23 protein-coding genes are annotated in these 24,120 nt (G+C 71.0%); 11 read left to right on the top strand and 12 right to left on the bottom strand.

What is annotated here, in order from left to right; all coding sequences use genetic code 11:
* Window positions 1-41 precede the first annotated feature (41 nt).
* A complete protein-coding gene (locus L3Q65_RS11220; RefSeq protein ID WP_237599589.1) occupies window positions 42-806 on the bottom strand; it encodes a MerR family transcriptional regulator in 765 nt (254 codons plus the stop codon).
* A gap of 117 nt (window positions 807-923) precedes the next feature.
* Here L3Q65_RS11220 and L3Q65_RS11215 point away from each other — a divergent pair, with 117 nt between their 5' ends.
* Window positions 924-2,237, top strand: a complete 1,314-nt coding sequence (locus L3Q65_RS11215; protein WP_237600882.1) for a cytochrome P450 — start codon at window positions 924-926, stop codon at window positions 2,235-2,237.
* Between the two features lie 70 nt (window positions 2,238-2,307).
* Here the strand turns inward: L3Q65_RS11215 and L3Q65_RS11210 are convergent, their stop codons facing one another.
* Together L3Q65_RS11210 and L3Q65_RS11205 are read right to left on the bottom strand one after the other, a co-directional pair.
* On the bottom strand, window positions 2,308-4,266 hold the full coding sequence (locus tag L3Q65_RS11210) for a VWA domain-containing protein (protein ID WP_237599588.1): 1,959 nt from the start codon (window positions 4,264-4,266) through the stop codon (window positions 2,308-2,310).
* The gene (locus L3Q65_RS11205; protein ID WP_182894726.1) at window positions 4,266-5,663 is read right to left on the bottom strand and encodes an ATP-binding protein; all 1,398 of its coding nucleotides are present in this window, start codon (window positions 5,661-5,663) and stop codon (window positions 4,266-4,268) included. Before L3Q65_RS11205 ends, L3Q65_RS11210 begins: the two co-directional genes overlap by 1 nt.
* Window positions 5,664-5,763: 100 nt before the next feature.
* On the opposite strand from L3Q65_RS11205, the gene L3Q65_RS11200 reads away from it, so the two are divergent.
* Window positions 5,764-6,561, top strand: coding sequence for a hypothetical protein (locus L3Q65_RS11200; protein ID WP_182894727.1), 798 nt, complete (start codon window positions 5,764-5,766; stop codon window positions 6,559-6,561).
* A 268-nt stretch (window positions 6,562-6,829) separates the two neighbouring features.
* Here the strand turns inward: L3Q65_RS11200 and L3Q65_RS11195 are convergent, their stop codons facing one another.
* Complete coding sequence (locus tag L3Q65_RS11195; protein WP_237600881.1) at window positions 6,830-7,873, bottom strand: ferrochelatase; 1,044 nt, start codon at window positions 7,871-7,873, stop codon at window positions 6,830-6,832.
* Between the two features lie 87 nt (window positions 7,874-7,960).
* On the opposite strand from L3Q65_RS11195, the gene L3Q65_RS11190 reads away from it, so the two are divergent.
* Entirely contained in the window at window positions 7,961-8,545 is a 585-nt protein-coding gene (locus tag L3Q65_RS11190) for a TetR/AcrR family transcriptional regulator (protein WP_182894728.1), read from the top strand.
* A gap of 637 nt (window positions 8,546-9,182) precedes the next feature.
* Window positions 9,183-10,352 carry a Cmx/CmrA family chloramphenicol efflux MFS transporter gene (locus L3Q65_RS11185; RefSeq protein WP_237599587.1) on the top strand — a complete coding sequence of 390 codons (1,170 nt, stop codon included), beginning with the start codon at window positions 9,183-9,185 and terminating at the stop codon, window positions 10,350-10,352.
* Between the two features lie 51 nt (window positions 10,353-10,403).
* On the opposite strand, the gene fabI is transcribed toward L3Q65_RS11185, so the two are convergent.
* Entirely contained in the window at window positions 10,404-11,171 is a 768-nt protein-coding gene (gene fabI, locus L3Q65_RS11180) for an enoyl-ACP reductase FabI (RefSeq protein WP_237599586.1), read from the bottom strand.
* 39 nt (window positions 11,172-11,210) lie between these two features.
* Window positions 11,211-11,915 carry a beta-ketoacyl-ACP reductase gene (fabG, locus tag L3Q65_RS11175; RefSeq protein WP_182894731.1) on the bottom strand — a complete coding sequence of 235 codons (705 nt, stop codon included), beginning with the start codon at window positions 11,913-11,915 and terminating at the stop codon, window positions 11,211-11,213.
* 168 nt (window positions 11,916-12,083) lie between these two features.
* Between fabG and L3Q65_RS11170 the strand changes: the two genes are divergently transcribed.
* The 6 genes from L3Q65_RS11170 to L3Q65_RS11145 are packed head-to-tail and all read left to right on the top strand — an operon-like array spanning window position 12,084 to window position 17,328.
* On the top strand, window positions 12,084-13,406 hold the full coding sequence (locus tag L3Q65_RS11170) for an MFS transporter (RefSeq protein ID WP_182894732.1): 1,323 nt from the start codon (window positions 12,084-12,086) through the stop codon (window positions 13,404-13,406).
* A 14-nt stretch (window positions 13,407-13,420) separates the two neighbouring features.
* Complete coding sequence (locus L3Q65_RS11165) at window positions 13,421-14,086, top strand: response regulator transcription factor (RefSeq protein WP_237599585.1); 666 nt, start codon at window positions 13,421-13,423, stop codon at window positions 14,084-14,086.
* Window positions 14,087-14,089: 3 nt separating this feature from the next.
* A complete protein-coding gene (locus L3Q65_RS11160) occupies window positions 14,090-15,478 on the top strand; it encodes a HAMP domain-containing sensor histidine kinase (protein ID WP_182894734.1) in 1,389 nt (462 codons plus the stop codon).
* On the top strand, window positions 15,475-16,416 hold the full coding sequence (locus L3Q65_RS11155) for a TAXI family TRAP transporter solute-binding subunit (protein ID WP_182894735.1): 942 nt from the start codon (window positions 15,475-15,477) through the stop codon (window positions 16,414-16,416). The genes L3Q65_RS11160 and L3Q65_RS11155 overlap by 4 nt, the downstream gene beginning before the upstream one ends.
* Window positions 16,417-16,432: 16 nt before the next feature.
* Window positions 16,433-16,858 carry a thioesterase family protein gene (locus tag L3Q65_RS11150; protein ID WP_237599584.1) on the top strand — a complete coding sequence of 142 codons (426 nt, stop codon included), beginning with the start codon at window positions 16,433-16,435 and terminating at the stop codon, window positions 16,856-16,858.
* An 8-nt stretch (window positions 16,859-16,866) separates the two neighbouring features.
* Window positions 16,867-17,328, top strand: coding sequence for a tRNA (cytidine(34)-2'-O)-methyltransferase (locus L3Q65_RS11145; protein WP_237599583.1), 462 nt, complete (start codon window positions 16,867-16,869; stop codon window positions 17,326-17,328).
* Window positions 17,329-17,338: 10 nt separating this feature from the next.
* Here the strand turns inward: L3Q65_RS11145 and L3Q65_RS11140 are convergent, their stop codons facing one another.
* From L3Q65_RS11140 to L3Q65_RS11120, 5 genes are all read right to left on the bottom strand, one after another.
* On the bottom strand, window positions 17,339-17,719 hold the full coding sequence (locus L3Q65_RS11140; RefSeq protein WP_237599582.1) for a hypothetical protein: 381 nt from the start codon (window positions 17,717-17,719) through the stop codon (window positions 17,339-17,341).
* Between the two features lie 93 nt (window positions 17,720-17,812).
* Entirely contained in the window at window positions 17,813-18,793 is a 981-nt protein-coding gene (locus L3Q65_RS11135) for a VWA domain-containing protein (protein WP_237599581.1), read from the bottom strand.
* 49 nt (window positions 18,794-18,842) lie between these two features.
* Window positions 18,843-19,724 (bottom strand): DUF58 domain-containing protein, encoded by an 882-nt coding sequence (locus tag L3Q65_RS11130; protein WP_237600880.1) that lies wholly within the window; start codon window positions 19,722-19,724, stop codon window positions 18,843-18,845.
* A gap of 76 nt (window positions 19,725-19,800) precedes the next feature.
* Entirely contained in the window at window positions 19,801-20,865 is a 1,065-nt protein-coding gene (locus L3Q65_RS11125; RefSeq protein WP_237599580.1) for a MoxR family ATPase, read from the bottom strand.
* A 111-nt stretch (window positions 20,866-20,976) separates the two neighbouring features.
* On the bottom strand, window positions 20,977-21,534 hold the full coding sequence (locus L3Q65_RS11120) for a molybdenum cofactor guanylyltransferase (RefSeq protein WP_237599579.1): 558 nt from the start codon (window positions 21,532-21,534) through the stop codon (window positions 20,977-20,979).
* Between the two features lie 128 nt (window positions 21,535-21,662).
* Here L3Q65_RS11120 and L3Q65_RS11115 point away from each other — a divergent pair, with 128 nt between their 5' ends.
* Complete coding sequence (locus L3Q65_RS11115) at window positions 21,663-22,457, top strand: GNAT family N-acetyltransferase (RefSeq protein ID WP_182894742.1); 795 nt, start codon at window positions 21,663-21,665, stop codon at window positions 22,455-22,457.
* On the opposite strand, the gene L3Q65_RS11110 is transcribed toward L3Q65_RS11115, so the two are convergent.
* Window positions 22,447-23,829, bottom strand: a complete 1,383-nt coding sequence (locus tag L3Q65_RS11110) for an NlpC/P60 family protein (RefSeq protein WP_237599578.1) — start codon at window positions 23,827-23,829, stop codon at window positions 22,447-22,449. The genes L3Q65_RS11115 and L3Q65_RS11110 overlap by 11 nt on opposite strands.
* Window positions 23,830-24,120 lie beyond the last annotated feature (291 nt).

Here is a 24,120-nt window from a genome sequence, read left to right as displayed (position 1 = left end):
CGGTGGGAGGGACAGCTGTGGTGTCCCTCCCACCGGAGCGGTCAGGCCCGCTGCCGGGCCGCGTTCGCCCGGACGGCCGCACCCACGTACGCCCCGATGCCGGGCCGCTGCTCGTCTTCCCGGACGAGGAACGCCAGCTGCGCGGGCTCCTTCTCGTACAGGTCCGCGATCCGCTGCTGCATCTCGTACCCGCACTCCCCCATCACCGCCGACAGCATCGCGCGGTGCTCCTCGGCGAGCTCAGCCGCCGCCGGACTGTCCGCGGGCACGCCTTCGTCGACCAGCGCGACCAGGCGGCGCACCCAGTCCTTCCGCTGCCGCTCCGCCTCCGCCCACTCCTGCTTGGTCTCCGGCAGCTGCGTCTGCTGCCACTCCGGGCAGCTCCCCCATCGCCGGACAGCCTCCTCCGAGTAGCCTTCCGGCACCTGGAACCCGCCGAACACTTCGAACTTCTCCTCGGGCGTCAACGCGTTGCCCATGGCTCTCGCCTCCAGCAATCGATCGACGGCCGCGACCATGCGCTCGATCCGGTCCGCCTGCGCCACCAGCAGCTCCCGCTGCCGTTTCAGGTGGGCGTCGGCGTCAGTCCCCGGTTCCGCGAGCACGGACGCGATCGTCTCCAGGGGAAAGCCCAGCTCCCGGTAGAGCAGGATCCGCTGCAGCCGGTCGAGATCCTCGCCGTCGTAGCGCCGGTAGCCGGACGCCGTCCGCCCGCTCGGCGACAGCAGGCCGATCTCGTCGTAGTGGTGCAGCGTGCGCACGGTGACGCCGGCCAGCGCCGCCACCTCGCCCACCCGGTAGCCCATTGCTCTCCCCCCGTTTCTTCGGCCGAACGGCCCTTGCGAGAAACCACGATCACGCCTCACGTCGCGTGAGGGTCAAGTGTGGTGGACACCGCGTTCGAGCGCGAGTACGAACGAAGCATGGCTCTGCGCACGCCCGTCCGCGCCCATTCCGCACTTCCGCCCGGCCCGCGTCTCCCTCTCGCCGTCCAAACCGTCCTTTTCGGCGCTTTCCGCGATTCCCTGCTGCCGCTGCTGCGACGGCGCTACGGGAACGTCGTGCGGCTGAAGCTGTACCCGGAGCGTTCGGTGGTGCTGGTCGGCGACCTCGACCTGGTGCGCGAGATCTTCGCCGGTCCGGTCGAAACGTTCCACGCCGGCGAGGGGAACATGGTGCTCAAACCCATGCTGGGCGAGCATTCGGTGCTGCTCACCGACGAGGAGGAGCACCGCAGGGCGCGGAAATTGCTGATGCCCGCGTTCAACGGCGCGGCCATGCGCGGGTATCGCGACATGGTCGCCGAGCTGACCGTCGCGGAGCTGGAGCGATGGCCGCAGGGCCGGGCGTTCCGGGTGCACGACCGGATGCGGGCGCTGACGCTGGAAGTGATCCTGCGGGTCGTCTTCGGCGTGACCGACGGGCCTCGTCTGGCGGAACTGCGCGTGGCTCTGGAGCAGGTCATCGACATCAGTGCGCTCGATCTGTTCGGGTGGCACAGTCCGGCGTTGCAGAAGTTCGGGCCGTGGCGGCGGAATCGGGAGCGGCAGGAACGGGTCGATCAGCTGCTGTACGCGGAGATCGCGGAGCGGCGCGCGGCACCGGATCTGGCGGAGCGGACCGATGTGCTGTCCCGGCTGCTGACCGTGCCCGGCGACGACCAGCTCAGCGACCTCGAGTTGCGCGACCAGCTGATCACGTTGCTGCTGGCCGGTCACGAGACCACGGCGACCGCGCTGGCTTGGGCCTTGCACGAGCTGGCCCGGGACCCGGTGACCGCCGCGGCGGCCGCCCGCGCCGCTGACGAGGGCGACGAGAAGTACCTCGAAGCAGTGGCGAAAGAGGCGATGCGGCTGCGGCCGATCATCTCCGAGGTGTCGCGGAAGCTCACGAAGGACGTCCAGGTCGGGCCCTACACGGTTCCGGCCGGGTACATGGTGCTGCCGTCGATTTCGATGATTCACGCGGACTCGGAGCACCATCCGTCGCCGGAGGTGTTCGACCCGACGCGGTTCCTCGGCAGCGGTCCGCCCACGGGCAGCTGGTTCCCGTTCGGCGGCGGCGCGCGACGCTGTCTGGGGGCGGGATTCTCGTTGCTGGAGGCGACGATCGTGCTGCGGGAGCTGTTCACGCGGTACCGGGTCAGCGCGCCCAGCCCGCGCCCGGAGCGGGTCAAGACCCGGCACATCACGCTCGTTCCCGGCGACGGTGCGCGGATCCTGGTGCACCGCCGCTGAAGTCCGTGCAGGACGCCTTGAGGGAATCTGATTCCCTCAAGGCGTCCTGCACGGACCTTTGCGGATCGGGTCAGCGGCGGCGGGTGCGGAGGTAGTCGCCTACTACCGCCGCGCCCAGGCCGTCCAGGTCCGGGGCCACGACCCGGCCGCCGGAGCGGCGGGCGATGGTGTCCACGAAGGCTTCCAGGCGCGGGTCGTCGCCCAGCCGGAAGACCGTGACGGACGCGCCCAGTTTGGCGATCCTGTCCACTTCGGACAGTGTCTTGTAGATGGTCGCCGGTTCGGGCGGGTAGGAGAATTCCGCCTCGCCGTCAGGTTCGAGGTGAGCGGTGGGTTCGCCGTCGGTGACCATGAGGACCACCGGCTGGGCATCCGGATGACGCCGCAGGTGGCGTCCGGCCAGCAGCAGCGCGTGGTGGGCGTTGGTGCCTTGCTCCCAGGTGCCTTCCAGTCCGACCAGTTCCGGCAGTTCCACGGGCATCGCGTAGCGGCCGAAGGTGATCAGCTGCAGGGCGTCGTTGCGGAATCTGGTGCTGATCAGCTGGTGCAGGGCCAGCGCGGTGCGTTTCATCGGCAGCCAGCGGCCCTCCTGGACCATCGACCACGACGTGTCGACCAGCAGCGCGACCGCGGCTCGCGAGCGGTGTTCGGTCTCGATGACCTCGACGTCCTCGACATCGAGCCGAACACTCCCCGCACCGGCCGCGGTGGAGCGCAGCACGGCGTTGCGCACCGTGCGCGGGACATCCCAGGGCTGCATGTCACCGAACCGCCACGGACGGCTGGAACCGGTCGGTTCGCCTGCCGCACCGGCGGATTCGGTCTCGCGCTCCCCGGTTTTGCCGCGCAGCGAATTGACCACATCGGACAGCGCGGTCTCCCCCAGCCGGCGCAATGCCTTGGGAGACAATCGCAAAGTGCCGTCCGCCGCGCGCTCGAACAGACCCTGCTGGCGCAGCTCTCGCTCCAGTTCGGACAGCCGACGAGCGTCGACGCCCGCGTCCGGGCCGAGTTGACGCTCCAGCGCCTCCAGGTCGATGTCTTCCAAGCGTGCGCCCGGATACGACTGGCCCAGTTGCTCGGCGAGGGCGTCCAGTTCCGCCAGGTCCGCCATCGCCTGCGCGCCTTCGCCAAGCCCCAGCGGGTCTTGGCCGCGGAAGCGCGAGGACGACGTCCAGTCCTCCCCCGGCCGCAGCGCACGCAGCTGGGAGTCCAAAGCGGACAGTTGCTGCGCGAGCCTCGGGTCGCCGAAAGCTTGCTGCGCCAGCTCGGCCAATTCGGCGCGCTGTTCCTCGGACATCGAGTTCAGCATCCGCTGCGCGGCGGCGGAACGGGCGGCCAGTACGTCGATCAGCTCGTCGACGTTCTGCGGGTTCTCCGGGAAGAACTCGCCGTGCCGCCGCATGAACTCGCTGAAGCGTTCGCCGATGTCGCTCGCGCCCTGGGCGTGCGCGGACAGCAGCGCGTTGAGGTCGCCGAGCATCTGGTTGATCCGCTCGACGTCCTGCGGACCGGCGTTCTGCATGGCCTGTTTCATGCCCTGGAACCGCGCGTCCAGCATCTCGCGGCCGAGGAGGTCGCGGATCTGCTCGTACTTCTGCCGGGCTTCGCCCGAACGCCACTCGTACTCGTTCAGCTCGCGCACGGCAGCGGCGGTGCCGGGCGGCAGGGCGTCCAGCTGAGCTTCGCGGAAGCGGGCCTCGTCGTCGGGGTCCGGGAACAGTTCCCGGCGCTCGGCTTGGAGTGCTTCCTGCAGCAGCTGCTGGACTTCCTGGAGCGTGCCGTCCAGCCGGTGCCGCCGCTGGATTTGCGAACGCCGCTGCCACAGCTGCCGGGTCAGCTCGTCGAGGCCGGCAGTGCGTTCGGTGCCGCGGCGCAGCAATTCCTCCAGCGCCGACCGCGGGGACGAGCCGCCCATGACCTCGCGGCCGATCTCGTCGAGCGCGTCCCGCAGGTCCGCGGGCGGGGCCAGCGGATCCGGCCCGTCGTGCCACGGGCCGTAGGAATATCCCTCCGGTAAGAGCGGCATTATTCGCCGTACACCGTCGTGCCGTCGTCGGAGTCCTTCGCCAGCCTGCGCGCGAGGAACAGCGACTCCAGGGCCAGTTCGACCGCCGCCGCGATCCGGCCCGCCGGCTCGTCCGCGGAGACTCCGGCTCGCTGGGCGACCTCGTGCAGCACCGGCAGTTCCGGCAGTGCGGCAAGGACTTCCGAGCCGGGGACCCGCTCGCCGGTGGCGACCAGGTGGCCGTCCGCGACCGCGTCGGACAGCGGGCGCAGGTCCAGCCCGGCGAACCGTTCGCGGGCGGTTTCCGCGATCGCGCGGCGCATCAGGTGCACGAGGTGCTCGACCTCGCGGCCTTCCTCGCCGGGCTCGAACTCGACCTTGCCGCGCAGCACGGCGGGCACGGCTTCGAGGTCGACCGGACGCGCGACTGCCGGGTCCTCCCCCGTCACCGCCGCCCGGCGCAGCGCCGCTGCCGCGACGGTTTCGGCCGCCGCCACCGCAAACCGGGCGGACACGCCGGAACGCTGGTCGATCACCGGCGATTCGCGCAGGTTGCGCACGAACCGGGCCAGCACCTCCAGCAGCGGCTCGCCGACCTCCGCGACGAGGTTCGCTTCCTGGCGCACGACGGCGACCTCGGAGTCCACGTCCAGCGGGTAGTGCGTGCGGATTTCCGCGCCGAAGCGGTCCTTCAGCGGCGTGATGATCCGGCCGCGGTTGGTGTAGTCCTCGGGATTCGCGGTCGCGACGAGGAGGACGTCCAAGGGAAGCCGCAGCGTGTAGCCGCGGACCTGGATGTCGCGTTCCTCCATGACGTTCAGCAGCGCGACCTGGATCCGCTCCGCGAGGTCGGGCAGTTCGTTGATCGCGACGATGCCGCGGTGCGCGCGCGGCACGAGTCCGAAGTGGATGGTCTCCGGGTCGCCGAGGCTGCGGCCCTCGGCCACCTTCACCGGGTCGACGTCGCCGATCAGGTCGCCCACGCTCGTGTCCGGCGTGGCCAGCTTTTCGGTGTAGCGCTCGCTGCGGTGCCGCCAGGCCACCGGAAGGTCGTCGCCGAGTTCGGCGGCGCGGCGGATCGAGGCGGGCGTGATCGGGTCGAGCGGGTGTTCGCCCAGTTCGGAGCCCTCGATGACCGGGGTCCACTCGTCGAGGAGACCGGCCAGGGTGCGCAGCAGGCGGGTCTTGCCCTGGCCGCGTTCGCCGAGCAGGACGACGTCGTGGCCGGCGAGCAGGGCGCGTTCGAGCTGGGGCAGCACGGTGCGGGAGAAGCCGACGATGCCGGGCCAGGCGTCGCGGCCCTCGCGCAGCGCGGCGAGCAGGTTGTCGTGGATCTCGCGCGCGATCGGGCGCGGGGCGTATCCGGCGGCGCGGAGCTCGCCGGCAGTACGGGGAAGAGCGTCGGGAACAGCGTTCACCCCTTCGACGCTACTGACCGTTCCGGCATCCGTCGATGTGGAGCGGCTCCAGCCGGGCGGGGATCGGCGGAGCCGGGAGGAACCGGTAAAATGAGCAGTCGTGTGCCGACCCAGTGCGACCCTCGCCGTCTGGTCCTCCGCGTGGCTGAACGGGGCCGCGGCGTCCGACGACGTCCTCGACGCCTTGCAGGACTGGGCCGAGGCCCACGATGTGGTCGCGGCCGATCCCGCCGCGGCGGACGCGTTCGATCTTCCGCTCGCCTTCCATCGGGCGGCTACTCCCGTGCAGTTGCTGCTCGCTCTGCGGGCGCAGGGGGCAGTGAGTGCGCAGTTGGTGCTGCCGGTGCCCGGCGATGTGCGCGGTCTTGGCGGCGGCGGGCCGTTCGCTGACGCGGCGCTGCGATGCGGCGAGGCTGTGGTGCTCGGCGGGCTTGCGTTCGGGTTGGTGCCGGAGCCGATCGCCGAGGGGTTGATGCGCTGGACGGTGCATTCGCTTCCCGCGCCGGTCGCGCTGGAATACCAGCCGTTGCCGGATGCCGAACACGGGTTGACTGACGCTATCCGGGCCAGTGCCGGGGCGTTGCAGGCGCTGGATGTGGCGAGTGATCGGCCTGGGGTTCGGGCTGAGTTGTCGGCGCATTTGCGGGCTCGGCCTCAGGTGGAGTGGCCTGCCGGGACGCCTGGGCGGGCGTTGCGGGTGTTGCAGCGGGCAGAGGAGATTTCGGCGATTTTGGCTGTGGCGCAGGCGGACGATCCCGGCGGGGCGTTGTCGGCTTCGGCGGTGAATCGGCGGGCTGAGGCGTTGCGGCCGTTGGCTGAGGCTGTTCGGGGGGCTCGGACGGCGTCGGTCAATGAGGCGGTGCGGGTGTTTGCCGAGCAGGGGGATCGGCAGGTTTGACGCCTGTCGCGCGGCCGACGTCGCCTGACGGCGACGTCGGCCGCTTTGGGTTGCGTGGGCGCCCCGAAGGTTGATCGTGCGGACGGTTCGGGGGTGCGCGGGAGGGGCTCGGTGCCTCGATCGTTGGGTGCGTCGGCGGCGGTGTCGTCAGGGGCGCATCCGGCTGGGGCGGCGGGCGAGAGTCCGTGAAGGGGCCCTCACGAACCGGTGCGGGTCATGAGGGGAACCCTGACGGAATCAGAGTCAGTCAGGGTTCCCCCACGACCGGTCAGCGGGTCGGGCGGCGAGGTGGCTCGCAGCAGGCGACTGCGCAGGGGGTGCCGTTGACGGTGCAGCCTGCGGCCGGGAACGGGGACAACTTCCGGGCGGGGGCCTCTGCCAGGTGTTCGCGGACCAGTTCGACCACCATTTCGGCGAACCTCGGGTCGGCGTCCGGTGTCGCGGCGCGGGCGAAGGCCATGCCGTGTTCGGCGGCGCGCTCGGCGGCTTCGTTGTCCAGGTCCCAGATTACTTCCAGGTGGTCCGCGACGAAGCCGATCGGGCTGACCACTACGGCATCCACGCCCTGAGCGTGCAGCGCGTCGATGTGGTCGACGATGTCCGGTTCCAGCCACGGAATCTGCGGCGGTCCCGAGCGCGACTGCCAGACGACGTCGTACTCGGCGATCCCGGCTTCGGCGGCCACGAGACGGGCGGCTTCGGCGATCTGGTTCGAGTAGCGGCGGCCGCCTTCGGAGGGCGGGCCGGAGGCCAGGTCGGCGCTTTCCGGGATCGAGTGCGCGGTGAAAACCGTGCGGGCGCCGGGGCGGTCGCCGAGTTTCGCGTGGGCGGCGCGGACTGCGTCGGCGACTGCGGAGACGAACAGCGGGTGGTCGAAGAACTGGCGCAGCTTCACCAATTCCGGCGCGTCGTCGCCGACGGCGGTGCGGGCTCGTTCGATGTCCTCGTCGTACTGGCGGCACGCGGAGTAGCCGCCGTACGCGCTCGTCGGGAACACCAAGGCACGACGGACGCCCGCGTCCTTCATTCCGGCCAGGGTGTCCTCGACCATCGGCGCCCAGTTGCGGTTGCCGAAGTGCACCGGCAGCTCGATGCTCTCCGCCGCGAGCTGCTTCTCGACCGCCGCGATCGCGGCGCGGTTGAGCCGGTTGATCGGCGAAACCCCGCCGAAGTGCTGGTAGTGCTCGGCGACCTCGAGCAGCCGCTCACGCGGCACGCCCCGGCCCCGGGTGACGTTCTCCAGGAACGGCATCACCTCGTCGGGCCCTTCCGGACCGCCGAACGAAAGCCATAGCAACGCGTCGTAACCCACGGTGCTCATCCTGCCCCTGTGGCGCTCCGCACGCCTCGGCGGCCCGGTTGTGTACTGACCTATCCAAAATGTGTTAGCGTGGCGGACATGCCGAGGCCACGAGAGTTCGACGAGACCGAAGCGCTGGAAGGCGCCATGAACGCCTTCTGGGCGCGCGGGTACGAAGCGACCTCGACCGAGGAACTGTGCGCCGCCACCGGGCTCGGCCGCAGCAGTATCTACAACACGTTTTCCAGCAAGCATGAACTGTTCCGGCGCGTACTAGGCCACTACTCGCACCGCGGCATCCGGTTGCGGGAAACCCTGCTGGACAACGCCCCGGACGGGCTAGGCGCCATCCGCCTGCTGCTCGCCTCGACGATCGACGACGAACTGGAAAACGGCAGACGCGGCTGTCTGATGGTGAACACCATCGCCGAGTTCGGCACCACTGATCCGGAGGTGGCCGCCCAGGTGGACGCGGACACCGAAGCGCACCTGGGAGCGTTGGCGCACTTCGCCCGCACCGGCCAGGCAGACGGCAGCGTCACCCGCGACCGCGACGCCGCCGACATCGCGAACTTCATCCACGCCACCATCTCCGGAATCCGCACGATGTCCCGCCGCGGAGCAGAACGGAAAGCGCTGACGTCAGTAGCGGAGCTAGCAACGAGCGCAGTCGCCCGCCGCTGACCCGGCCGCCCCAATGCCGCATTGGGCGCATCGCACGCACCCAATGCGGCGTTCGGTGCATCGCACGCACCCAATGCGGCGTTCGGTGCATCGCACGCACCCAATGCGGCGTTCGGTGCATCGCACGCACCCAATGCGGCGTTCGGTGCATCGCACGCACCCAATGCGGCATTGGGTGCGCCTGACGCACCCAATGCCACTTTGGGGCGCTAGCCCGCCGCAAACCCCCGCCGCCCGCCCATCGAGACACCCAACCTCACCGCCCCGCCCAACGATCGAGCCACCCAACCCGCACCCACCCATCCAGACACCCGACCGCACCGCCGCGGGCGAGAACCCACCCACCAAGACACGAACCGCACCGCCACACCCACCCAGCGAGGCACCCACACCGCCCCCGCACCCCGATACGAAGCCGCCCTGCGGTTCGGGGGTGCTTGTCAAGGCATCTTTCCCGCCTTGACAAGCACCCCCGAACCGTCAGCACAATGAAACTTCGGGGTGCCCCACGCAACCACCCCACGGCAAGGTCGCCCCCAGGCGACGAGCCGAAACCCAGCCCCCAGCAGCGCCAACGGCGACGCCGCACCACGTTGCCCTCATTTTGTACTGACGGTTTCAGAAAGAGAGAACCCCCGTGCCCCTAGCCGTCTTCGTCCTCGGGCTCAGCATCTTCGCGCTGGGCACCTCCGAGTTCATGATCACCGGCCTCCTCCCCGGAATGGCCACTGACCTAGGCGTGACCATCCCAGACGCAGGCCTCCTGATCTCCGCCTTCGCCATCGGCATGGTCGTCGGCGCACCGCTGCTCGCAATAGGCACGTTCCGCCTCCCCCGGCGGACCACGCTGCTCGGGCTCCTGGTCGTCTTCAGCACGGCACACGTCATCGGCGCACTTGCCGACGGCTACGCCGTCCTGTTCGCCACTCGTGTCATCAGCGCGGTCGCCTGCGCCGGATTCTGGGCCGTAGCCGCCGCGACCACCGTCAATCTCGTACCGGAAGCCCGACGTGGGCAGGCGCTCGCAGTGCTGGTCGGCGGCCTCACGGTCGCGAACGTCGTCGGCGTCCCGGCGGGCACACTGCTCGGGCAGCACGCGGGCTGGCGGAGCGCGTTCTGGGCGGTCGCCGCGCTGACCGTCGTCGCCGCCATCGCCGTTCTGCTGTCAGTTCCGCGCACCGCCAAGAGAACCGGAGCACCGAGGATCGCCGAAGAACTGCGGGTGTTCCGCCGCAGCCGGTTGTGGCTCGCCCTGGGCGTGATCGCCTTGCTGCAAGCGATGGTCTTCGCGACGTTCAGCTACTTGGCCCCCCTGCTGGTCTCCGTCGCGGGACTGCCCGAATCCGGCGTGCCGGTGGTGCTCGCGCTGTTCGGCGGCGGCGCGGTGATCGGGATTTTCGCCGGCGGCAAGCTCGCTGACACATACCCGTTCGCGACGCTTTACGGCAGCCTCGGCATCGCCCTCGCCGCCCTGGTCGCGCTCGCCTTCGCCACCAACCCAGTCGTAGCCGTGACCGCCGTGCTCGTCCTCGGCGCGGCTGGATTCGCGGCGAACCCGGCGCTCAACGTGCGCGCATACGCCGCGGCAGGCGGCACCTCGACACTCGTCGGCGCGAGCACGACGTCCGCGTTCAACGTCGGGAACACGCTCGGCCCGTGGCTTGGCGGGACGACGATCAGCGCGGGAATGGGCTTCTCCAGTGTGGCGTGGGTGAGCGTCGCGCTCGGGGCGCTCGCGCTGGCCGCCCTCACCCTCGCACTGCGCCTGCACCAGCGCGACACGACCCCGCAACTGGTGACGGCGTAGAAGAAAACGGCCCCGCGGGAGCATTCCCGCGGGGCCGTTCCACGAACGAGATCAGATCCCGAGCGCGTGCACCCCGCCGTCGACCATGATCATCGACCCGGTGGTGGCAGGCAGCCAGTCCGACAGCACGGCGCACACCGTCTTGGCGGTCGGCTCCGGATCCGCGGAATCCCAGCCGAGCGGCGCGCGGCCGTCCCAGCCGCCTTCGAGCTCGCCGAAGCCGGGGATCGACTTCGCGGCCATCGTCTTCATCGGGCCGGCGCTGACCAGGTTGACCCGGATGCCCCGCGGGCCGAGTTCCTTGGCCAGGTAGCGGTTCACCGACTCCAGCGCGGCCTTCGCGACGCCCATCCAGTTGTAGACCGGCCACGCGACGCGCGCGTCGAAGTCCATGCCGACGATCGAGGCGCCGCGGCCGAGCAGCGGCAGCGTCGCGACCGCGAGCGACTTGAACGAGAACGCCGAGACGTCGACCGCGACCTTCACGTCGTCGCTGGGGGCGTCCAGGAACGGCGCGCCGAGGCAGCTCTGCGGCGCGAAGCCGATCGAGTGCAGCACGCCGTCGAGGCCGTCGACGTGCTCGCGGACGCGGTCGGCGAGCGAGTCCAAGTGCTCCTGGTTCGTGACGTCCAGCTCGAGCACCGGGGCGGGCTCGGGCAGCCGCTTGGCGATGCGCTCCACCAGCGACAGCCGTCCGAAGCCGGTGAGCACGACCTTCGCGCCCTCCTGCTGGGCGATGCGGGCCGCGTGGAACGCCAGCGAGGCGTCGGTGATGACGCCGGTGATCAGCAGCCGCTTGCCTTCGAGCAATCCGGGCAACACGTCCTCCAGGTCGTGGATGTTCTTCTCGGGAAAGGGTCAGTGGCCGAGGCCGAGGCCGCCGTCGACGGGCAGCACCGCGCCGTTGACGTAGCCCGCCTCGTCCGAGGACAGGTACCGCACCGCGGCGGCGATCTCGGCCGGTTCGGCGTAGCGGCCGGACGGGACGTTCGCGAGGATCTCCTTGCGCCGGTCCTCGCTCAGCGCGTCGGTCATGTCGGTGTGCACGAAACCGGGGGCCACCACGTTCGCGGTGATGTTGCGCGAGCCCAGCTCCCGCGCGAGCGAACGCGCGAAGCCGACCAGGCCCGCCTTCGAGGCGGCGTAGTTCGCCTGCCCGGCCGAGCCGGAAAGGCCCACCACGGACGAGATGAACACGAACCGGCCCCAGCGGGCGCGCAGCATGCCGCGCGAGGCCCGCTTGGCGACGCGGAACGCGCCGGTGAGGTTCGCGTTCAGCACGCGCTCGAACTGCTCCTCCGACATCCGCATGAGCAGGGTGTCGTCGGTGAGCCCGGCGTTGGACACCAGGACCTCGACCGGTCCCTGGTGCTCCTCCACGAGCTTGAACGCCGCGTCCACCTGCTCGGCGTCGGTGACGTCGGCCTGCACGCCGAAAAGCCCCTCGGGCGCTCCGGACCCGCGGTGCGTCACCGCCACCTGGTGGCCCTGCTCGGCGAGGTCCCGGGCGATCGCCAGCCCGATCCCACGGTTGCCGCCGGTGACCAAGACCGACCGTCCCACTGCGTTCTCCTCGTCGTCATCGCGATTGCGCCCGCGGTGAGGCTATCGGCTGCGCTGACCGGCGGCGCACCCGGCACTCCCGTCCTAAGCGACGGTAAGGAACCGCGCCTCGACCTTGATGGTTACTGCCCGGTTGGTCACCGTGAGTCGCGACACAGGAGGTCAAGGATGACTACCCGGATCCAGGACGCCGGCTCGGCGCGGGACGAGCGGCGCGTGGTCGGCAACGTGCTGCGCGGCTCGATCGGAAATCTCGTCGAGTGGTACGACTGGTACGCCTATTCGGCGTTCACCGTCTACTTCGCGAAGGCGTTCTTCCCCGGCGGCGATGCCACGGCGCAGTTCCTCAACACCGCGGCGGTGTTCGCCGTCGGATTCCTCATGCGGCCGCTCGGCGGCTGGCTGCTCGGCCGGTTCGCCGACCGCTACGGACGGCGTTCCGCGCTCGTGCTCTCGGTGTCGATGATGGCGGCCGGGTCGCTGCTCATCGCGGTGACGCCGGGCTACTCGACGATCGGCATCGCGGCGCCGATCCTGCTGGTGTTTTCCCGGCTGCTGCAAGGGCTTTCGGTCGGCGGCGAGTACTCCACCTCGGCGACGTACCTGTCCGAGGTGGCCACGCCCGGCAAGCGCGGGTTCTACTCCAGCTTCCAGTACGTGACGCTCGTCGGCGGGCAGCTGCTCGCGCTCGGGCTGCAGCTCATCCTGCAAAGCGTGCTCACCGACAAGCAGATGGGCGACTGGGGCTGGCGGATCGCGTTCGTCGTCGGCGCGCTCGCGGCGGTGATCGTGATGGCGCTGCGGCGGTCGATGGACGAGTCCGAGAGCTACCAGCGGGTCACCGAAGGGGCCGAGACCGGCAAGGGCGAACGCGGCACGCTGCGCCAGCTCGTGAAGTACCCGCGGGAGATCCTGCTCGTCGTCGGACTGACGCTCGGCGGCACAGTCGCGTTCTACACCTACGCCACCTACACGCAGAAGTTCCTGGAGAACACCGCGCACATCCCGCGGCGCACGGTCACCGTGATCATGTTCGTCGCGCTGCTGATCTTCGCGATCCTGCAGCCGCTGGCCGGACGGCTCTCGGACAAGATCGGCCGGCGCAAGCTGCTGATGTTCTTCGGCATCGCGGGCACCCTGCTGACCGTGCCGATCATGACCCTGATGGCGCACACCAGCCAGCCGTTCCTCGCGTTCCTGCTGCTGCTCGGCGCGCTGGTGATCGTGACCGGCTACACCTCGATCAACGCGATCGTGAAGGCCGAGCTCTTCCCGACGCGGATCCGCGCGATCGGCGTCGGCCTGCCCTACGCGCTCACCGTCGCGATCTTCGGCGGGACCGCCGAGCTGATCGCCCAGGCGCTGAAGAAGGCGGGTCACGAATCGCTCTTCTTCTGGTACGTCGCGGGTTGCGTCCTCGTGTCGCTCGTGGTGTACGCGACAATGCGGGAAACTTCGCGTTCGTCCGCCCTCGAACGCGGCGAGGACTGATCGGGAGGACGGCCGTGCGCGTGCTGCTCGTGGAGGACGACACCGGGGTCGCCCGGGCACTCGCCGAAACGCTGCAGGCGCACGGCCACTCCGTCACCGCGGTCGGCCGCGGCTCGGACGCCCTCACCCGGCACCGGGACGCGGAGCTGCTGCTTCTCGACCTCGGCCTGCCGGATCTCGACGGGCTGGACGTGCTGCGCAAGATCCGCCAGGTGTCTCCGGTGCCGGTGATCGTGCTGACCGCGCGCGACGACGAGCGTTCGGTCGTCCGCGCGCTGCGCTTCGGCGCGGACGACTACCTCGCGAAACCGGTGCGGATGGCCGAGTTGCTGGCCCGGATGGACGCCGTGGCGCGGCGGGCGGGCAGCTCCTCCCCCGCGCCGAAAGACCCGGTGGTGCACATCGAGGACGTCGAGATCGATCTGGGCGCGCGCCGGGTCGTGGTCGGCGGCCGCGACATCGGCCTGACCACGAAGGAATTCGCCGTGCTGGCGGTGCTCGCCGCGCGGCCCGGCACGGCGGTGAGCCGCCAGCAGCTGATGGACGAGGTGTGGGGCGACGCGTACCTCGCCGTTTCCCGCTCGCTCGACGTCCACATGACGCAGCTGCGCGCGAAACTCGACCGGCCCGGCCTGCTCACCACGATCCGCGGCTTCGGCTACCGGCTCGGCCGGAGCTGATCGGTGCGCACTCGCCTGCTGGCTGTCCTGGTCACGCTCGCGCTCGCAGTGGTGGCAGCGTTCGCCGTGCCGCTGCTGTCCGCGACCGCCGATCAGCGGACCCAGCAGCTGGTGATCTCGCGCAGCAGCGACGTCGACCGCTTCGTGGTGCTTGCGCAACAGGCCGTCGATTCCGGCGACGCGACCGCGCTGAACGCCGACGCGCGGCAGTATTCGTCGTTATACAGCGAAGGCGTGCTGATCGTCGACGCGCAGCGGCAGCCGCTGGTCGAAACCGGCGGTCTGACCAGCAGTGATCCCGAAGCGCGGACCGTCATCGAGGCGACGCTGCGGAACGAGCCGGAAGCGCCGGTCGAGCGGATCCGGCCGTGGTCGGACACTCCGGTGCTGTTCGCGCGCCCGGTCGGCACCGGGACGCGGGTGTCCGGCGTGGTCCTCCTGCGCGCCTCGGTGACCGCCGCGGCGTCGGACGTCGCAGCGGCGTGGAGCGCGATCGCGGCCGGGGCGATGGTGGTCGCGGCGCTGTTCGTGCTGCTCGCGGTCCTGCTGTCGCGGTGGATGGTGCGGCCGCTGGTGGAGCTGGAAACCGGCGTGCTGGCGGTGGCGGGCGGACGCCGGGCGCAGGTGCCGGAACGGTCCGGGCCGCGCGAATTGCGGTCGCTCGCGGCGTCGGTGAACCGGATGTCCGACGCGGTGGTCGAATCGGCGAACCAGCAGCAGCGGCTCGTCGCGGACACCTCGCACCAGCTGCGGAACCCGATGGCCGCGCTCCGGCTGCGGCTCGACCTGCTCGGCACCGAGGTCGAGAACCGCCCGGCTTACGAGGCCACGGTAGCGGAAGTCGAACGGCTGGAACGCATTCTCGACGGCCTGCTCGCCCTCGCCACCGCGGAAAGCACCGCGACCCGGCTGGCCGCGCGCGCCGACGACGAGCCCGCCGACCTGGCCGCTGTCGTCGCGGAACGGGTCGACGCGTGGCGGTTGTCCGCCGACGAAGCCGGCGCGACGCTCGTGCCGTGCGCGGGGCATACTGAGCCGCTGCTGGTGCGCACGCCGGAAAGCGAACTGGCGCAGATTCTCGACGTCCTGCTGGACAACGCCGTCCACCACGCCGGCCAGGGAGCGACCATCACCGCCGCTTGGGAGTCCGCTTCGGACAGTGTCACGCTGATCGTCACCGACGACGGTCCCGGCCTCCCGCCGGAAGACCTCGCCCGCGCCACCGAACGATTCTGGCGCGCGGGCGGCGACGGCGCGCCCCGCGGCACCGGCCTCGGACTGGCCATCGCCCGGGAGCAAACCCGTGCCCGGGGCGGGGTTCTGGAGCTGCGCGCGGTCGAACCGCACGGCCTGCAAGTCCGGATCACACTGCCCGCGGCGGTGACGCAGTGACCCTCACCCGCCGCGCCGCGATCCTCGGCGGCCTGGCCTTGACGCTCGCCGCCTGCGACGACACCTACCGCGGCCCGGACCGGAAGATCACCATCGCGTCCGGCGAACCCGGCGGTTTCTACCTGGCCTTCGCCGAGGTGCTGGCCGCCGAACTGTCGCGCGCCGAACCGCGGCTGCACTGCAGCGCGCTCCCCACCGAGGCGAGCGTCGAGAACGTGCAACGCGTCCAAGACGGAACGGCCGACTTCGGCCTGGCGCTCGCCGACGTGGCGCAATCCGCGATCACCGGCGGCACGCCGTTCGGGAAACCCGTTCCGCTGCAAGCACTCGGCCGCGTCTACGAGAATTACCTGCAGTTGGTCGTCCGCGCCGAGGACCAGCTCACCGACCTGCGCTCCCTGGCCGGGCGCCCGATCTCGGTCGGCGCGAGCCGCTCCGGCGCCGCGCAATTGGGCGAACGGGTCTTCGCCGCGAGCAGCATCCCGGTCCAAGCGCAGCACCTGCCGCTGAACGACGCGGTCGCCGCCCTGCACGACCGCCGGATCGACGCCTTCTTGTGGTCCGGCGGGATCCCGACGCCCGCCCTCGCCGACCTCAACCGCACGACGCCGCTCTCGCTCGTCCCGCTGGCGTCGGTGCTCCCCCAGCTGCGCAAGGCGTACGGGCCGCTGTACGAGCAGGTGCAGGTTCCCGCCGGGGCTTATCGCGGGGTGGGCGCGCTGGGCACCATCGGGGTGGCGAATCTGCTGGTCTGCTCGCCTAAGCTGCCCTTCGACGTCGCCGCGGCGGTGGTCCGGGTGCTGGCGGAGCGGGCTGCCGAGCTGGTGCCCGCGCAGGCGGTCGGGACGCAGTTCCTGGACGTGCGGACGCTGATCGGCACCCAGCCGGTGCCGTTGCACCGGGGGGCGGCCGACACCTACCGCGCGCTCCACGGCTGATCGCTAGATTGGTCGGGTGACCGAACGCCGCCCCATCGTCGAAATGCCCCTGCGCGTGCGCTACCACGAATGCGACGCCCAGGGGATCGTCTTCAACGCGCATTACCTGGCCTACGCGGACATGGCGGCGTTCGAGGTGGAAAGAGTCCTCTTCGGTTCGCACGACGCGCTGCTCGCCACCGGCGTCGACGTCGTGGTCGCCGAGTCGAACCTGCGGTACTTCGCGCCGTGCCGCTTCGACGACGAACTGGCCGTCGCGGTGTATCTGACCCGCCTGGGCACCACGTCGATGCAGTTCGAGCTCGAAGTCCGGCGCGGCGAAACGGTGACGACCGAGATCCGGCTGCGGTACGTGTTCGTCGACACCGGGAACTACCGCAAGACGGAACCGCCGCCGGACGTGCGCGCGGCCTACGCGAAGCACCTTCCCGAGGCGGTGTGAGGCGTCCCGTGTTCCGAGTGTTGTTCTACCGCCCCGAAATCCCGCCCAACACCGGCAACGCGATCCGGCTGGCCGCGAACACCGGATGCGAGCTGCACCTGGTCGAACCGCTCGGGTTCACCTTGGAGGACAAGCAGCTCCGCCGCGCCGGGCTCGATTACCACGACCTCGCGCGGGTCCACGTGCACGCCGATCTGGCCGCGGCGTGGGAAGCCTTGCTGCCCTCGAAGGTCTACGCGTTCAGTGCCACGGCGACCCGCCTCTACACGGACGTGTCCTACGAGCCCGGCGACGTGCTGATGTTCGGGCCGGAGTCCGCCGGGCTGCCGGACGAGGTGCAGCACGCGCCGGAGGTCGCTGACCGGCTGCGGCTGCCGATGCTGCCCAACAACCGGTCGCTGAACCTGGCGAACACAGCGGCGATCGCGGTGTACGAAGGCTGGCGGCAGAACGGCTTCGCCATCCCCTGAAGGACGGGTCTCAGGGCAGGTAGCGCGCGAGGGCGGCCTGCCACCGGCGGACGAACTCGTCGCTGACCAGATCGCTCATTCCGGCCGCCGTCTCGCCCGGCGGAATGGCGACGTCCAGGGCGAAACAGGCGCCCGGCCCTTCGCGGCTCGCGGTGGTGCGGATCCGGAAGCACCACTCCTCGGCGCCGAAGTGCTCGTCCAGCGTCTCCAGCGCCGGATCCTTCGTCGCCCGGACCAGCCGGTCGAGGACTTCGCTGGACACCATGCGGCCGCTTTCGTCGTCGCCGACCTGGACGAGGCAGAGAAAGGTGCCCGCTTGCGGGGGAAGGGGCACGGGATCGGGCTCCGGCGAAGACAGCGGCGGGGGCTTCTTCCGGAACGGCCATCGCATGTCGGTCCTGCCTCCTTCGCCCGCGGCGGTCGAGGCAGCCACGGTAGTTGCTTCCGGCCGGGCCCGCCGCCCGCCGGAAGCGACCCGGACCGGCTAAGGCAGTCTCTGGCCGAACACCAACGCGGTCGCCGCCCCGGCCATGAGGATGATCGTCCCCAGCACCACCCACGGCTTGCTCGCGTCAGCGTTCTTCAGCTCGTACCCGATCTGCTCCCCCAGGTCGGCGTAGACGCGTTTCAGCTCGTCCGCGCTAGCCGCCTTGTAGAACTCTCCCCCGGACAGCCGGGCGATCTCGCGCAGGGATTCGTCGTCCACGCGGACGTCCTGCTGCTTGCCCTCGATGTCGACCGACCCGTGCTCGGTGCCGAACGAAATCGACGAGATCGGCATCTGCGCCTGCTTCGCCGCCTGCGCCGCGGTGTACGCGCCGCGCGGGGCGTACAGGTCTTCCGGCACCGTCTGCTTGCCGTCGCTCATCAGCACGATGCGCGCGGGCGGCGGGCCGTCCGCGCCGCCGACCACCGCGGAGAAGCTCTGGATCGACTGCATCGCCGCGTAAATGCCCTCGCCGGTGGCGGTGGACTGCGCGAGCTTGAGGTTGTCGATCGCTTTCGACACGCCCGCCCGGTCCGTGGTCGGGTTGACCAGCACGGTCGCGGTGCCGGCGAACGAGATCAGGCCCAGGTTGACGCCGGGCGTCATGTTCTGCGCGAACTGCTTCGCCGCGTCCTGGGCCGCCTTCAGCCGCGTCGGGGCGACGTCGGTGGCTTCCATCGACAGCGACACGTCGATCACCAGCATGACCGTCGCCCGGTTGCGCGGCACCTTCTGCTCGGCCGTCGGACCGGCCAGCGAGACCGTCAGGAACAGCAGCGACAGCACGATCAGCACCGCGGGCACGTGCCGGATCCAGCCCTGCGCCTTGGGCGCGACCTTCTCCAGCAGCTCCAGATTCGCGAACCGCATCACCCGGCGGCGCCGCTGCCGCTGCGACAGCACGTACGCGGCAGCCACCGCGGCGACCGCGATCAGCAGCAGGAACCACCACGGCGAACTGAAACCGGCGAGGCTCATGCCGTCGCCTCCTTACTGGTCGTCCGGGCGGCGGCCGCGTGCGTCGTGTTCATGCGACACCTCCCGACCAGCGGCGTTTGCGGGCGACCACGAACCGCACCATGTCCGCGATCCAGTCGGAATCGGTGCGCAGCACCAGGTGCGCGGCCCCGGCCCGGCGCAGACTGGCCGCGACCGCCTGCCGGTGCGCGTTCGCCGCCGCGCCGAATTCCTTGCGCAGCAACGCCGAAGCGTGCACCTCGCGCTGCCGTCCGGTCTCCGGGTCGGCCAGCACGACGGTGCCGACGTCCGGCAGGTCCACGTCCCGCGGGTCGACGATTTCGATCGCGATCAGCTCGTGCCTGCCGCCGAGCGCGCGCAACGGGCGCTCCCAGTCCAGCGGGCCGAGGAAGTCCGAAATCGCCACCGCCAAGCCTCGCCGGCGCGGCGGACGGCGCAACTGCTCCAGCGCACCGGCGAAATCGCCGCGGACGCCTTCAGCGGCGCGAGGCGTCTCCGCCAGCCGCCGGACGAGACCGCGGGCGTGCGGAAGGCCGCCGCGAGCCGGGAGCCGGGTGATGCCTTCGCCGTTGGACACGAGCGCGCCGATCCGGTTTCCGCCGCCGCCGGTCAGGTGCGCGACCGCCGCGGTCGCGCAGACCACCAGGTCCCGCTTCTCGCACAGCGCGGTGCCGAAGTCGAGGCTCGCCGACATGTCCGCGACGACCCACGTCTCCAGCTCGCGGTCCGCGACCGTCTCGCGGATGTGCGGCGTCGTCGTGCGCGCGGTGACCGCCCAGTCCATCCGGCGCACGTCGTCGCCGGGCTGGTACGGCCGCGCCTCGCCGGGCTCGGAACCCGGCCCCGGGACGAGGCCGAGATGGTTGCCCTGGAGCAGCCCGTCGAGGCGGCGGCGCACTTCGAGTTCGAGGGTGCGCAGTCCCGCTTCCATCCGGTCGCCGCGCAGGATCGGCGGGGCCCAGCCGGGCCGTCCGCCCGGTTCTTTCGAGGAGGTGCCAGCCACGCCGCTACCTGACGGGCGCGCCCGCCGGCACCGGGCCGGCGCCGCCCTGCGGCCGGGCCGAAACCTGCGGCAGCGGCACGGTCTGCAGCACGCGGGTGACGATGTGGTCCACCGGGACGCCGTCGGCCAGCGCGTCGTAGGACAGCACGAGCCGGTGGCGCAGCACGTCCGGCACGACGTCGACGACGTCTTGCGGGAGCACGTAGTCGCGGCCGCGCACGAGCGCCAGCGCCCGAGCCGCGGCGATGATGCCGAGGCTCGCGCGCGGCGAGGCCCCGTAGGACACCCAGCCCGCGACGTCGGAAAGCCCGTGGTCGTTCGGGGTGCGCGTGGTGAGCACCAGGCGCACGACGTAGTCGACCAGCGCGTGGTGCACGAACACCTGCGACGTGACGCCCTGCAGCCGGACCAGTTCCGCCGGGCTCAGCACCTCGTGCGGCTCCGGCGGCGTGACGCCCATCCGGTAGATGATCTCGCGCTCCTCCTCGGCGGAGGGGTACTCGACCAGGATCTTGAACAGGAACCGGTCGCGCTGGGCTTCCGGCAGCGGGTACACGCCCTCGTTCTCGATCGGGTTCTGGGTGGCCAGCACGAGGAACGGATCGGGCATCGGGAAGGTCTTGCCGCCGATCGACACGTGCCGCTCGGCCATCACCTCCAGCATCGCCGACTGCACCTTCGCCGGGGCGCGGTTGATCTCGTCGGCGAGCACGAAGTTCGCGACGACCGGGCCCAGTTCGACGTCGAAGCGCTCGGCGCCCTGGCGGTAGATGCGCGTGCCGAGGATGTCGGCGGGCACCAGGTCGGGGGTGAACTGCACGCGGGAGAACGAACCGCCGACGACGCGCGCGAACGTCTCGACCGCGAGCGTCTTCGCGACCCCGGGCACGCCTTCGAGCAGCAGGTGCCCCTTCGCCAGCAGCCCGACGAGCATGCGCTCCACCAGCCGGTCCTGTCCGACGATGACGCGCTTCACCTCGAACACGGTGCGTTCCAGCAGCTGGGCGTCCCGCGCCGGGGTGCCGGGCTGCTGCCCGTTCGCTCCCTCGGCGAAGCCGGGCTCGGTCACTCTTCCTCCAGGGGTTTCACGTCTGCGTGCTCGCCCGCGACCCTACTGGGTCGAGAACTTCCCGCGACGGTAGCCAATCGCATCGCCGGTGTGACAGCTGTGAAGCCCCTGTCAGCGGTGCTTTTCCAGGTCCTCCGGCGTGTCGATGTCGTCGCTCTCGCCGGGTTCGGCGGCGACCTCGGAGATCCGCAGTCCGCCGAGCGTCCGGCGCAGCGACGCGTGTTCCGGACGCTCCGGCATCGCCTGCCGCAAAGCCACGGTGCGCCAAGCGCTCACCAGCCATTGCCGCTCCCCTGCCGCGTCCACGAGCACGGCGCCGTCGGTGTTCTCCACAGTGGACCGCAGCCGGTCCACTGTGGAGCACCGGATCCCGGGGAGATCCGCGGCGAGCAGCACGACGAACTCGGCGTCCCGGATGGATCGCAGCCCCGCGGCCAGCGCCGCGACCGGCCCCGCGCCAGGAACTTCCTCGCGGGTCCAGACGACGCCGTCGTATCCCGGCCGCGGCGGACCGCACACCACGACCGGGTCCGCCCCGGCCAGCGCCTCGACCGCCCGGCCCAGCAAGGACATCCCGCCGACCCGCAGCTCCGGCTTGTCCACCCCGGACAGCCGGCGCGCGGAACCGCCGGCGAGCACGATCCCCGCGAACCGGGGGCGGTGAGTCATGGGACCAGCCTGCCTGCCGTCCAACCCGCGCGCACCAGGGGGTCGTGAGCGGCGATGCCGGGGAGAACCGGCATCGCCACTCACGAAACCCGCGCGCGCTCCGGGGCCGGGCGGGTTAGGTTGCCGACGTGCCCGACGCCGCGCGGCTGCTCGCCGCCTACGACCGCGAAGTCCGCCAAGCCGAGCTGACGCAGGCCGAGCCCGGACAACAGCTGACTCTCGACGGCCCGCTCGCCCGCCTCACCGGCGGCCGCCGCGGTTTCGTCTCCGGCCCGCCCGACCTCGGCGTGACCGGGCCCGAGCTCGACGAACTGATCGCCCGCCAACGCGCGTTTTTCGCCGCCCGCGGGGAGGAATTCGAGTGGAAGACGCGCGGTCACGACCGTCCCGCGGAGCTTCCCGAACGCTTGCTCGCCGCCGGATTCGCGCCGGAGGAAACCGAAACCGTGCTGATCGCGCCGCTGGACGCGGTCGCCGCTTCGGCTCCGCCGTCGACTGACGTGGTCGTGCGCGAGGCCGACAGCCGTGACGATCTGCTGCGCATCGCCACGCTCACCGCCGCGGTGTTCGGCCACGACGAAGCCGCGGTCGCCGCGGATCTGCTGGCTCGGGCTCGCGCCGACGACGGGACCACCACGCACGTCGTCGCCGAAGCGGAGGGCCGGTTCGTCGCCGCGTCCCGGCTGGAACTCGTGCCCGGCACCGGATTCGCCGGGCTCTGGGGCGGCGCGACTCTGCCCGAATGGCGCGGCCGCGGCCTCTACCGCGCGCTCGTGGCCCACCGCGTCGGCACCGCTCGCGCCCGAGGCGTCGCCTGCCTTCAGGTCGACGCGCTGCCCACCAGCCGCCCGATCCTCGAACGGCTCGGCTTCACCGCAGTCACCGAAACAACGCCCTACGTGTGGAGCCCGCTCAGCCGATGAGGCGCGTCGCGTACGGCATGATGCCGCCGTAGCGGACCGAGGTCACGCGGACGTACGAACCGGACTGCGGGGCCTCGACCATCTGCCCGTTGCCGAGGTAGAGCGCGACGTGGTGAATGCCGCCCGAGCCGCCCCAGAAGAGCATGTCGCCGCGGCGCATCTGCGAGAGCGGGACCCGGCGGCCGGAGGTGTACTGGTAGCCGCTGAAGTGCGGCAGGCCCTGTACGCCGGCGAAGGCGTAGATCATCAGGCCGGAGCAGTCGAAGCCGATCTTGCGGTAGTCGCCGTACCGGTCGGCCACGCCGCCGTCGCGGATGCCGCGGGTCGGACCGCTGCCGTTGCCGCCGCCCCATGCGTACGGCATGCCCACCTTGGACAGCGCCCGCGCGATCACGGCCTCGATCGAACTGCCCGCCGCCGGGGACGGACGGCCACGGCTTCCGCCGCCGTTGTCGTCTCCGCCGTCGTCGTTGTTCGCCGCGGCTGCCCGCAGGGCCGCCTGCCGCGCGCGCTCCCCGTCCTCGCGCTGCTTCTGCGCGAGCCAGTCCTGGTAGCGCTGGCGCTGCCCCTGCAGCCCGTTGACCTTCGCCTGCGCGGCGTACAGCTGCTGCTCGACGGAGTTCTTGTTGGCTTCCAGCTGCGTGTTCTGCGCGGCCTGGGCCTGCTGCGCGGACACGGCGGCGGACTGCGCGGCGTCCGCGGTGCCCTTCGCGCGGGTGGCCGCGTCCTGCTTCTGCTGCGCCAGTTCCAGCGCCTTGCGCGCCGCCGAGTCCTTGTTGGCCTTCTCCGTCTGCGCCTGCTGGAGCCGGTCCATCGCGTTGAGCCGCGAGCCGCCGATGGCGTTGAGCAGCTGGGCTCGGGCGAGCAGGTCCTTCGGGCTGTCCGAGGTCAGGTATGCCGAGATCGACCCGATCGTGCTGCCTTGCTCGAAGCTCGCCGCGGCGAACTTCTTCGCGTCCGCGCGGGCCTTCTCGATGGCACCGACCGCCGCGTCCGCCTCCTGGCGCGCCGACTTCGCGTCGTTCTGCGCCTGGGCGGCCTCGTCCTGCGCGGTCTGCAGGTCGACGAGGGCCTTCATGGCCTGTTCCTGCTTCAGCTCGACGTCGTCCTGCAGCGCGCTGAGCTTCTGCTCGGCCTGCGCGAGCTGGTTCGTGAGCCGGCCGACCTCGCCCGCCTTCGCGTTCGCGTCGCCCTTGGCCGAGTCGATCGAGGAGTCGCTCGGGTTCGGCGGCGGAGGAGGCACCGCGAGCCCGGTGCTCGTCGCGCCGAGCAGCGCCGCCAGGGTGACCGTCGCGATCGCCAGCCCGCGCCGGGCCCCGGCCCCGCGCACCAGCGCGCCCGCCGTCCCGGACCGTCCACGCCGGACCCTCACGCCCGCCACCTCCGCTCGCCCGCTGCCGTCCCGCGGGCACACCGCGTACCTCTGCAGTCACACCACTATCACAAGCCTCAGGAAGAACTTACACACCGCGGAGATCATTTCCCCTGTTCGGGGGACGTGGCAGGACGGCGTGTCCGGATGGCGCACGTCACTCCGCGTGTCGTCTTGAACGAAATACAGGACACGCGTACTGTTTGGGTCGAGAAGACGAGGTGTGCCCTCCCGGTTCCGGTCCTACGGTGGGGGTGCGCAAGACTCGCGCGGGTCGATCCCGACGACCCG

The sequence above is a fragment of the Amycolatopsis sp. FU40 genome, assembly GCF_021903635.1.
In the GTDB taxonomy this organism is placed as follows: domain Bacteria; phylum Actinomycetota; class Actinomycetes; order Mycobacteriales; family Pseudonocardiaceae; genus Amycolatopsis; species Amycolatopsis dendrobii.
Note: the sequence above shows the minus strand (reverse complement) of the source record. Positions and strands in the feature narration are given on the sequence as shown.